Annotated in this window: 11 protein-coding genes; 6 read left to right on the forward strand and 5 right to left on the reverse strand. The window is 59.2% G+C overall.

Annotated features, from left to right (window positions below; all coding sequences use genetic code 11):
• Positions 1-566 precede the first annotated feature (566 nt).
• The 3 genes from AC1DX0_RS24290 to AC1DX0_RS24300 all read right to left on the reverse strand — a co-directional run bounded on the left by AC1DX0_RS24290 (position 567) and on the right by AC1DX0_RS24300 (position 2,079).
• The gene (locus tag AC1DX0_RS24290) at positions 567-905 is read right to left on the reverse strand and encodes a hypothetical protein (RefSeq protein WP_477223817.1); all 339 of its coding nucleotides are present in this window, start codon (positions 903-905) and stop codon (positions 567-569) included.
• A gap of 839 nt (positions 906-1,744) precedes the next feature.
• The gene (locus AC1DX0_RS24295; protein WP_477357110.1) at positions 1,745-1,867 is read right to left on the reverse strand and encodes a hypothetical protein; all 123 of its coding nucleotides are present in this window, start codon (positions 1,865-1,867) and stop codon (positions 1,745-1,747) included.
• Positions 1,864-2,079 (reverse strand): hypothetical protein, encoded by a 216-nt coding sequence (locus AC1DX0_RS24300; protein WP_477357098.1) that lies wholly within the window; start codon positions 2,077-2,079, stop codon positions 1,864-1,866. The genes AC1DX0_RS24295 and AC1DX0_RS24300 overlap by 4 nt, the downstream gene beginning before the upstream one ends.
• A gap of 108 nt (positions 2,080-2,187) precedes the next feature.
• On the opposite strand from AC1DX0_RS24300, the gene AC1DX0_RS24305 reads away from it, so the two are divergent.
• The 6 genes from AC1DX0_RS24305 to AC1DX0_RS24330 all read left to right on the forward strand — a co-directional run bounded on the left by AC1DX0_RS24305 (position 2,188) and on the right by AC1DX0_RS24330 (position 7,394).
• Complete coding sequence (locus AC1DX0_RS24305; RefSeq protein WP_477223815.1) at positions 2,188-2,427, forward strand: hypothetical protein; 240 nt, start codon at positions 2,188-2,190, stop codon at positions 2,425-2,427.
• Between the two features lie 154 nt (positions 2,428-2,581).
• Positions 2,582-2,839: a GFA family protein gene (locus AC1DX0_RS24310; RefSeq protein ID WP_477357100.1), complete on the forward strand. Its 258-nt coding sequence runs from the start codon at positions 2,582-2,584 to the stop codon at positions 2,837-2,839.
• Positions 2,840-3,182: 343 nt separating this feature from the next.
• A complete protein-coding gene (locus AC1DX0_RS24315; protein ID WP_477357102.1) occupies positions 3,183-4,817 on the forward strand; it encodes a M20/M25/M40 family metallo-hydrolase in 1,635 nt (544 codons plus the stop codon).
• Between the two features lie 436 nt (positions 4,818-5,253).
• Positions 5,254-5,457, forward strand: coding sequence for a CsbD family protein (locus AC1DX0_RS24320; RefSeq protein WP_477223813.1), 204 nt, complete (start codon positions 5,254-5,256; stop codon positions 5,455-5,457).
• A 985-nt stretch (positions 5,458-6,442) separates the two neighbouring features.
• Positions 6,443-6,706 carry a YMGG-like glycine zipper-containing protein gene (locus tag AC1DX0_RS24325; protein ID WP_477357104.1) on the forward strand — a complete coding sequence of 88 codons (264 nt, stop codon included), beginning with the start codon at positions 6,443-6,445 and terminating at the stop codon, positions 6,704-6,706.
• Between the two features lie 55 nt (positions 6,707-6,761).
• The gene (locus AC1DX0_RS24330) at positions 6,762-7,394 is read left to right on the forward strand and encodes a LolA family protein (RefSeq protein ID WP_477357106.1); all 633 of its coding nucleotides are present in this window, start codon (positions 6,762-6,764) and stop codon (positions 7,392-7,394) included.
• 939 nt (positions 7,395-8,333) lie between these two features.
• On the opposite strand, the gene AC1DX0_RS24335 is transcribed toward AC1DX0_RS24330, so the two are convergent.
• Positions 8,334-9,353, reverse strand: coding sequence for a YihY/virulence factor BrkB family protein (locus AC1DX0_RS24335; RefSeq protein ID WP_477223810.1), 1,020 nt, complete (start codon positions 9,351-9,353; stop codon positions 8,334-8,336).
• A gap of 458 nt (positions 9,354-9,811) precedes the next feature.
• The coding region (locus AC1DX0_RS24340; RefSeq protein ID WP_477357108.1) for a response regulator at positions 9,812-10,219 on the reverse strand (408 nt) is incomplete at its 5' end.

Below are 10,219 nucleotides of genomic sequence, written 5' to 3' on the forward strand. Positions count from 1 at the left end.
CGGACACCCTGATCCACTCTCCCTCCTCATGACGAAATGCGACCGGCTTCCGCACATGCTCTTCGGCGGCGTTGAACGGTAGACCTGCCTTCACCGTAGCAGTTGAGACGACAAGCTCTCCCGAAATGACTTCGACCTTATACCTGCGCATACAAGGCTCCCATCTTTGCCCTGTACCCCGTCGAATTCCACGCAACAAACGTCCCGTCCTTGCGCGGCTTCGACGTTGATGTATTCGGCGGCCGAACGGCTGAGTTCATCCTCGTAGACAATTCCAGCTGGCGGCTATTTCGAATCAACGCCCTGCTCAGGCTCAATGCCGATGGTGTCGCCGTCGCCGTGCACCTGGTTGCGATCCCAGTCGTTTGTTTTGTCAGGCGTTTTGACAACGGCCTCGCGGGCATCTCTGTCTGTATCTTTGCGAGGCTTTGGGCCAGGCATATCGCGCGATGATTTCGGAGCCATGAGGTGCGTCCCTGCTGTAATGTCGATTATAAAAGAAGACCGGGGTTAGGTTGCTTCACGCACCCGCAGCACGTGTCGGCATCCATCAGTCTTAGTGATCCTTATTTGGCCGTGAAAAACGTCAACAGGACTTTGCCTTCGTCGCCCAGCAGGCAGACAAAACGGTCTGGCGCACCGGTTTTGCCGCTTCGAGCGATATAGGCTTCTCCCAGAACGACCGTTTTGATGGGCACGTCCCCAACAGTGGTGTCCGCCTTGCTCATCGCGACACTCTCCATGTCGATGACGAGATCGCTGATGTCTTTGGACCCTTCCTGAAGCGCCAACAGTCCGGTGGATTTGCAAGCAGCAATCGCCGGGTCGTCGGCCGCCTGGGCAAGGCAGCCTCCAGTCAGCGCCGCCACGATAAGCGACGACGCAACCAAATTTTTAATCAACATCTCGTCCTCCAAAGGATGGGCCAGTGGCGTAAGACGCACCGAGAGGAAAGTCCTGGTGTCGAAGTTCGTTCCTCGACGCTGCACAAAGCCGACTGCAGAACGCCTGCCAAGCGGGGAGTGCAGTATTTTCAGGAACGGGTCGCTGCGGCACTGGGGCTGTGACCGCCCCTGGCGTCCCTATCCGCCGGAGAGTGCTCCGGCTCGGCTCCGGCACCAGAGCCCCCCGGCAAGTCGAGGGTATAGAGCGGGCACGGTAAGACGAGTTACGAACGTCGCGGCAATCGGAGCTCGCTTAATGCGGAGAGCAGATCGGCAAACGCGGCTTTGACGACCAAGTTTAGCGGGCGCTCTTACCGGCGGGCCTCTTGACCGCTGGAACGGGGCCGATGCGGACGGGCAGGTTCCGACGTTCGCAAGCAAATAGCGGACGGTGCGGTCGTCGGCTTAGCTGGCGCCGCTTCCGAGACTCCGAGCATCCCGCACCGGTGTGATACCTTTGGCCAAGTGCCCCTTTGGGAAGGTGGCCCGCAGGTTGCGTCAAGGCAGCGCGGGCCGACCGTGATTCGGGGCATCTTGGTCGCCGGCAAAACGCATTCCGGCCGGCGACATGCTAGTTGCCATGCGATCGGCGCTCGAACTGGCGGGAGTTGCCTTTCTAAGTGATGGCGAGACGATCCATGGCGGCCCGGGCGTCCGACTCAGATCGACGGTGTCGCACGCGCATGCGCGGGATGGCCAAGCGGGCATTACTCAAAGCAACGAGATGTAGCGGTCAACTAAGTAGAGGTATCGCCGTCGTTTAACTCTGATTAGGTGCGCTCATCGCCCGTGACATTGGCTTAGGACTTCCGAAATGCGATATCAATGTCGTCGACTGAAAGCAGGCCTTTGTGGACCGGCAAGTTGTTGATCGACGCGACCGCCATCATCAGACCTTCAAGCTGAAGATTGGCGACGTTCATGGCCTGGAACTCTTTACCTGGTCGGATGGGTTCTGCCMGTCTGACTGGTGAGTCTTGTCGTCCACCTCATTGACCGGGCGCGTCAGTCCAACGCCATTCTTGGGTTTCTTGTTTCCGGCCGCGTCCTGAGAGAACGCATCCGAAGGATCGGCGCCGGTCTTTGCCGGATATTTTGTTGCCCCGGTTTCGCGATGGTTTTCGTTGTTAGACATGTGTTGGTTCTCCGTGTGATCAACGATAACCACCCCCGGCAGTGCTAGTTCCGCTCCAGATGGAACATTCCCTMYGGCMGGTCGTTGGCCAGCAAAGGAGACACGGAAATGGCCAAGATCAAGAACCTCGGCGCGGCTATTGTCAGGGAGCCGGAGAGAGCCGGCGCCGAGATAGAGCGTAAAGGCCTGAACGGCAGCGACGAGGATCAAGGGTCACCCACCCCTAAGACGGCAGGTGCTTCTCCTAAAAACAAAAGCCGGCTGGCAGAACCGCTCCCTGCCAGACAAATCGATGCGCGGCCGGTGGCCGGCAAAACCCCTCGTCCGACCGACAGACCGGGAGAATAATCATGCCGCCCAAACCAGAGCCRAMTGAMGAMCCGCCGGTAGATGCCCCCGCCTGGACTCCCGACGTGCGAGAGCCTGACCCGGATCTTCTGCCGGACGAACTTCCTCTCCCCAATCCCGACGAGAACCGTGATCCCCCAAAGCGAGCTCTGCAATGAGCATCGATGATGAGGTGCGCAGCGGTGGCTGCCTTTGCGGTGCAATTCGCTTTTTGGTGAAAGGCGCACCTCTGCGCGTTGGACTTTGCCATTGCCAGGATTGTCGGCGCACAAGCGGCAGTGCTTTCACCTTCTACGGCGTTTGGCCGCGACATACCTATCAAGGCGCTGGGAACCTGCGGGCTTTCGAGGGACGGAGCTTTTGCCCTGAATGCGGAGCGCGCATGGGCGTCGCTGCCGGAGGAAGAGGCTGAGATCATGCTCGGTACCCTCGACATTGCCCCAGCGATATCCATACCCGGCTATGAACTTTGGATCGGCCGTCGCGAACCTTGGCTGATGGATCTGCAGTGGGCTGAGCAGTGTGAGCATGACCGAGAGCCGCGTGCGATAGACGCGCCATCACTTGAGCCTGAAATCCCAGCCCCACCTCAGCAGCCCGATAGTTGACTGCAACCAGGCGTGTCCTGCCCGTCAACCATCCAGGTCGACAGCGATCGATGAGCGATGGGTGGTGGCCCATCACACACGGCTACGCATGCACTTGAGGCCCCGTCCCCAAACTCTACTATCGAATTTTGCCATTTGACCGGGGACATGATGGGCAACGCGACAGCAAGCAATCTGTTTGAACGCGCCAGGCGTTGGGCTATGGCCTTGACGCAGCAAAAAAGCGTCACCGGAACCGATGGCGAGGCGTCGTTCGGGTTATGGTTCGCCGACGCGCTTGGCGCGGAGACTGTGTTTCGAGACGCACAAATCTGGACGATCGAGATCGAACCTGGGGACGGCCGCCATTGCGTGGCAATGCTGATCCGGGGTGCGGGGCGGGACACCATTGTGCTGACGGGGCACTACGACACCGTCTCGACCCGTGACTATGGGGAATTGGAGGACCTGGCAACCGAACCGGAACACCTCACCCCTGCCCTGGCCAAGATGTTGAGCATGGCCGAGACATCCGCCGCCCAACTGGCGAAAACGGATCTTGCCTCAGGAGAATTTCTTGCCGGCCGCGGCCTGCTCGACATGAAGGCTGGCCTTGCCGCTGGATTGGCCGTCTGCGCGGAGTTCGCCGAAAGTGATGGGCCTGTCGGCAATTTGCTCTTCATCGCCGTGCCCGACGAAGAAAACAACTCCGCAGGGGCACGCAGGGCTGTCCAGATACTGCCGGAAATAGCAAGAGAGCACGACCTCGATATGGCGGCCGCAATCAACCTTGACGCCATCGCTGACGATGGCGATGGCAGCAAGGGTCGAGTCATCGCGTTGGGAACAGTCGGCAAATTACTGCCGACTGCTTTCGTGGCGGGCTTTCCCGCCCATAGCGGCTTTCCCTTGAATGGGCTCAATGCGGGCGCGCTTGCGGCCGCGATCGCTGCGCGCATTGAATGGGCGCCGGAGCTTACCGACGGTTCCCAGGCGCTGCCGGGAACACCGCCAAGCCTTCTCAGCATCCGTGATGGCAAGGTCGGCTATGACGTGACGACGCCGGCGACAGCCTTTGCCACGTTCAATGTGCTGAGCTACCGCCGAGCGCCAGACGAGGTGCTGGAGCGTTTCGAGAGGCTATGCCTCGGTGCGGCGAGCGACTATCAGGCGCAGCTCACCCGGCGCCTCGGTTCGAGGCGCAGCAATCTCATCGCCGGGACAATCCGCTTGTATCGTTACGATGTCGTGCTGAGCCGTCTCGATGCGGAAGCGATGTCGAAGCTTGAGGCGCTCTGCGCTTCCATCGCCGCCGGCAATCTGCCCTTGCCCGAACAGTGCCGGATCGTGACTGAGGAAGCCTGGAAATTGAGCCAGTTCGCAGGCCCGGCAATCATCACGGGGTTTGGCTCGATCCCGTATCTGGCAACGAACCTTTCAGATACGCCAATAGCAGCGAGACTGAGGGCAATCGCCTCCGACATAGCAGCCGGATCGAGTGTCCGTTACGGCAGCGCAGTCAGCTGCACGGAGTACTTCGCCGGGATTTCGGACATGAGTTTCTTTGGCGAGGCCGCCGCGTCCGGGTTCGAGGTGGTCGGCAGGAACACGCCAATGTGGAAGGAAGGCGTCCGTTGGCCGAAGGCGCACGGGCTTGCGAATGTACCGACCATCAACATTGGCCCATGGGGTCGAGATTACCACACGCCGCTGGAACGTTTGCACACAGGCTATGCCTTTGATGTTCTGCCACGGCTCATCAGGGATGTCTGCGAGGCGCTCCTCGGCTCCATCAACCAGTGATGTGGTATGAGCGCGGGTGCAAAGGCAGACGGGCACGATTTCTACACATGTGCAACCTGCTGTCAGAAAGTAGACATGCGCAATTTCCGCAGCTGAGGTGGCACGAAAAGCCGCAACCATGAACCGCTGGAGTGAGACGCTGGCGCGACGATCATCAAGTTCCGCCGAAAGGCAGAGCCCGCCGCTCCATTCACGGCAGCGACGGGCCGACCGGGCTCTGGTCCCGGTCATGCAGCGCTACCCAGGGAAGGGACGCTGCAATCGTCCAGAACTTGCTGCTGATCGCGCGGTTCCAAGCGTACTGAAAAAGGCGCACCGGCCGAGGCTTGGCCCGCCCATCCCGAAGCTCCAGCGCTCAATCCTAGCCCACCTGAAAATGTCTTGGAACCTCGGAGGGCGGACGACGTTGCGCCTTTTTCGAACAAAGGAGGTCGTCATGGACTGGAACCGCGTCGAAGGAAACTGGAAGCAGGTGAAGGGTAAGGTCAAGGAACAGTGGGGGAAACTCACTGACGATGATCTTGATCGCATCGCCGGTAAGCGCGATCAGCTCGAAGGCAGAATTCAGGAGCGTTACGGCATCGAAAAAGACCGCGCACGCCGCGATATCGATGACTGGTATAGCAGGCAAGGTTGGTAGGAACGCAACGAACAAGGCCCCCGGCCCCCCGGCGCCGGGGGCCTTCCTTGCGGCGTCAACCAGCCATGGAGCCTAGCTTTCAGGCAATCATCGATGGCATGCTGGAGGTAGGGGACCCGGGTGGGACATTGCGGGCGCTGAAGCCGCTCATTGCGGCCGATAATATGACACAGAGCGAGAATGCCAAGACTGAGTCCTAGCTCGCGATCGCGCGTGCCATGATACGCGCCAGCAAGCCGGTTTAGGCTGCAGGCTACGGTTTGCTGACCCAGCTTCATCGACGTCCGCGTCCATCTGATCGCCGACCGGCGCGGCCTTGCCGACATGCGATGCCGATCAAGCTGGCGCTGGCTCGCGCCAGCGCTTGCGCCGCGCAAGACTTACGCTTCCCTTGAGTTTTTGGCCGGCGCTGTTTCATTCAGCCTATCCTGACTTCGTCTCTGGGGCGATGCACGGCGTTTGGAAAGGCCCGCAACGAAAATGACCTCCACCCATGACGCTTGAGAAGCGCAATAGTTGCACCGGGTGCCCGCCAAACATGAGCGCGCATCTCGCGCCCGGCGCGGCGTCTATAGCGCACGGGCGAGACGGGAACTTCGTCCCGACAATCCCCTTGCGGGCACGGAAATGTGGTCGTGCAATTGCGTAAATTAACCCCAACCAACGAGCCCAAATCCTCGGGACGTCGCGCGGCCCGCTATCGCTGTCCGGGACAGCGTGGCCCGCGCCTCTAGGTCGGTCCGGCCGGACTGGTTATTGCCGTCCTCTGACCGCCTATCCGGGCCTTCGCCAGTGCCAGAAGATTTGGGTTGCCCTCCCCACGCTCCCCTGTTCTTGATGCTCTCCCCTCTCTGTAAAGCATCCGAGAACGAGCGCAGCGCCATGCGGGGTGCGATGGCTGAGGGTTCTTAAGCCCGGATCGATGGATCGAAAACCTCTGTGGCGCATTTAAGCTTCGGCTAATAATGGCCTCAGGAGAGAACCAATGAAGAAGACGCTGCTCATTTTGACTCTGCTCATTCCGCTCGCGGCATGCTCTCGCACCGAACAAGGCGCTGCTGTCGGTGGCTTGGGTGGCGCAGCTGTAGGCGCGGCAGTGGCCGGCGACCCGGTGAAGGGGGCGGTYGTTGGCGGCGCRGTTGGWGCRMTAGCCGGRGCGGTCATCGGKCACGCCAGCGAAGCCGGCCAGTGCAGATATCAAGATCGGCACGGTCGAGTTTATATTGCGCAGTGCCCGGACGGCTACTGATCTCAAGGCGCGTGGTCTTGTCAGATCACGCGCCTTCTCGGGGTAGGACAAGTGAATGCCACATAAGATCAAGACAATGGGTTTCTGGTTTGCCGTTGTCATCGCTGCCGCGATAAACGTCGAACTTAGAACTGCGGTCTCGGCCGCGCCGGTGGAAGCAAAGACGGTTGCTGATCACTTCTCATCGATGAAGTCCATGTCCGGGGACTTCGTCCAGTCGGGTCCAAGAGCGGAAACGACCAGCGGCAGATTTTTCCTCCAACGGCCGGGCAAAATCCGGTTCATCTATGCTGGCCAATCGGGGATCAGTGTCATCGCAGACGGAACATCCGTGGTGCTCTATAACAAGAAGCTCAAGACTTCGCGGCTCTATGCCCTTTCGAAGACGCCGCTCAAGCTGCTGCTCGACAACCAGGTCGACTTCTCTGGCCGTCGCCTCAAAAGCATCAGGGACGATGGTGCACAGGTAATCATCAAGCTGGCTGACAAGTCGGCCTTCGGCAATTCCAACATCACCATGGTGTTTGACAGGAAATCTCTAGATCTRCGCAGATGGAGCMTCACCGACGARAGRGGCCTTACCACGACRGTCACMATATCCAACGYSAMGMAGGGCGTTCGSGCTCCYGCGGGYACCTTCACWATCGACTATGCGGCAAACCGTGAATTCAACACCCCAACGAAATAATCGGCACGCGAGCCGGCCTTCGAAGGACAAGCGCGATGACCATGCGCTACTGGGAGTCTACGCCGCTCTAGCATCGGATGGTTTTGTGTCCGCCTAGCGCGTGCATAGGCAGGGCATGCTACCGAACTGGTCACCTGCACGGCGACAACTGCCTCGAATGCGACTTCACGATTGACCGCCCGCCTGGCAATATTGGTGGTACGACGGTTAGGGACGTGCAGACCAATAAACCGACGGGTGTAATCCCGTCGGATTGGTCCTATACCACGCCCTTTATCGCCTATCGTCTGACGCCAAAAAAACTCAAGACCGCAAGGACGACAACGACGAGTCCGACAATGTAAATAATGCTGTTCATGTCCATCCGAATTTGCGGTCAAAGCACATTGCAGCTCTCGAGTATTTGGCGCCGCAGCAATTCCGGTAACCCTCGCGCTGTAATGAACACTTAGAACCTCCTAATGTTCCACCGGGATGATCGGTAGGATACGGCGATCACGCGTCAGGCAATCTCCAGACGTTCAAGCCTCTTCATCGTCGCGGTAGCTCGCCATCATCGCTCCCTCCCACCAGCGCCCCTCGGGGTCTTCGCGATAATTGGTAAGGATGGTCGCGACTTGTGAAGTCGCCGCGAGCACGGCGCGGAGGCAAGGGCGGGTGCCCGATATGAGGCGCGCTGACCTGCATCGGATCGTGATTATCTTTCAATCCGCGTCTTGACCCGCGAGTGCGCAAGGCAAGCCGCAGCGCTCTGGCGAGGTTTTCTTGCCCTCCGGCCCATGGCAAGTCGATGACGACTCCAAATACTTTTTCGACCGCTTTGAGGGGGGAATAGCGGTCCATCGTAAGCTGGACGCGGTTGGCAAGACGGTCGACGCTGTCCATCGACGCTGGCACGATACGGTTTCGCAGGCGTCGGTCGTCCCAGATCAGTAGATGTCAGTTATCCCTTTCGGCTTGGAAACGCCGAAGACCGAGCAGCAGAGCGGTCATCGTTGCGCTCGCGCACGCCACCGCCAAAAGCGTGATCACGCCTGCGGAGGGGGAAATTTGCTCTGATGGAATTGAAAAATGTTCTGCAGGCAAAGGACTATCAGCCAGCGCTTCCAAATCCGACCTGCTGCCGTGTCGAATGGAATAGGCGCGGGTGAACTCGGCGCCGAGGAGAAAAATTTCCGATGAGTAGTAAACCCATAGGAGGATGACGAGCAGCCCACCGGCAGCCCCATATGAGGAGGCGATCGCGCTGGTGCCTATATACCAGCCGATAAGCGACTTCCCGAGCGTAAACAGTGCAGCGGTCATAACAGCCCCGATCCCCACATCGCGCCATTCGAGTGTTCGATCGGGTAAAATCTTGTAGATTGCCGCGAACATCACTGAGATCAGGACAAACGAAACGACTGCGTTGATCGCTCCGAGGACGATTGTGCCAAACGGCAGCTGAGCGTTGATGATGTTTCCCAACGCCGAAATCGCTGCGCTAGCGACCAGAGACACGAGCAACATGAAACCGAGGGCAGCGACCAAACCCAGACTTGCGGCACGCGCCCGCACCAGACGCGACAACGAACTTCCCTGAGGTTCGACCTTCCATATCGTGTTCAGCGATTGCTGCATTTCGCCAAAAACCCCCGACGCGGCCACCAACAAAGTGATTACTCCGATAACTGCGGCCCAGGTTCCGGATAATTTACTCGAGGCACTCTGCAGGGCGGTCTGTAGGAGATCGGCACTTTCTGGCCCCATCAGTCCGGAAATCTGAGCAGACAAGGCCAATTGTGCAGCATCCCGACCGAAAACGAGACCAGCAATGGCGACCACGATCAGCAAAATTGGAGCCAGGGAGGTGGTGGCGTAAAAAGCCATCGCCGCGCCATGGCTAAGAGCATTGTCGTTGACAAACCCGACTGCGCTCTCTTTGACCAACTCCCATATATTTGTGATCAAGGATCGCATTTTAAGTCAGTCGCCTCCGATCAAGTTCAATTGAAATGCGCCATAACTTCCGATGTTCCAGCCGAGTGGCGCCCCTCTGCTGATTTGCGAGCCGGGTCGGAACTCTTCAGTGAAGACACTCAGCCTTCAGGCTAGTCTAGGCAGCGGGCAGGTTGCCCGGATGGCGACCACGAACGGCACTGGCATGTCGCCCAAGAAGAGATTGATTGCGAGGCTGCCCTTCCGACACATCAGACGGCGCATTTCGGGAACGCACGAGGTTGCGCTTTCCGGCGTCCTGACCGTGGAGGCACTCGCGATGCCTACAGGGATAGCCCCGGGCAGACGGCTCCGGATCTGATTGATCGACTGGGCAACGACCGCGCCGCGATCGAATTAACAGCGCGGAGTAGTCGGGAACTTGAATATCAGCAAGTAGGAAATCCGCGCCGCTCGCTGCCAAYCGGGATTCCTATCCGCTAACCTATCCTGATCTTTTGAGGCTCTGYATTGGCAAGAGCGAGGAAAATGCTGTCGAGCAGATCCTTGTCGCGGAACGGCTTGGCGAGCAGCGGCACGTCCGTTGGCCGATCGGCGATCTCTTCCGCATCGGCATAGCCCGTGATCATAACCGCAGGCCAATCGGAACGCAGCGTGCGCGCGAAACGGATGACGTCCACCCCTGATACAAGTGGCATGGCAAAGTCGGTAACGATCACGTCGAAATTGTCGGGAGCGCGTTCGATCATCGCCAGCGCCTCCGCCCCTCCCCCCGCGCAAGTCACCTCGAAACCGCGTTGGCGTAGCGACTCGGCCGTAAGTTGCCGCAAGATGTTGCTGTCATCGATCAAAAGAATCGACGGTCGATCCGTGCGGGCGTCTAGAAG

The organism is Mesorhizobium sp. P3_A9 (assembly GCF_056402975.1).

What these genes read in the sequence shown, in the direction of transcription:
- AC1DX0_RS24290 (WP_477223817.1), bottom strand. Translation starts at nt 905, where the DNA reads ATGTTGATTAAAAATTTGGTTGCGTCGTCGCTTATCGTGGCGGCGCTG.
- AC1DX0_RS24295 (WP_477357110.1), bottom strand. Translation starts at nt 1,867, where the DNA reads ATGAACGTCGCCAATCTTCAGCTTGAAGGTCTGATGATGGCGGTCGCG.
- AC1DX0_RS24320 (WP_477223813.1), top strand. Translation starts at nt 5,254, where the DNA reads ATGGACTGGAACCGCGTCGAAGGAAACTGGAAGCAGGTGAAGGGTAAG.
- AC1DX0_RS24305 (WP_477223815.1), top strand. Translation starts at nt 2,188, where the DNA reads ATGGCCAAGATCAAGAACCTCGGCGCGGCTATTGTCAGGGAGCCGGAG.
- AC1DX0_RS24310 (WP_477357100.1), top strand. Translation starts at nt 2,582, where the DNA reads ATGAGCATCGATGATGAGGTGCGCAGCGGTGGCTGCCTTTGCGGTGCA.
- AC1DX0_RS24315 (WP_477357102.1), top strand. Translation starts at nt 3,183, where the DNA reads ATGATGGGCAACGCGACAGCAAGCAATCTGTTTGAACGCGCCAGGCGT.
- AC1DX0_RS24335 (WP_477223810.1), bottom strand. Translation starts at nt 9,353, where the DNA reads ATGCGATCCTTGATCACAAATATATGGGAGTTGGTCAAAGAGAGCGCA.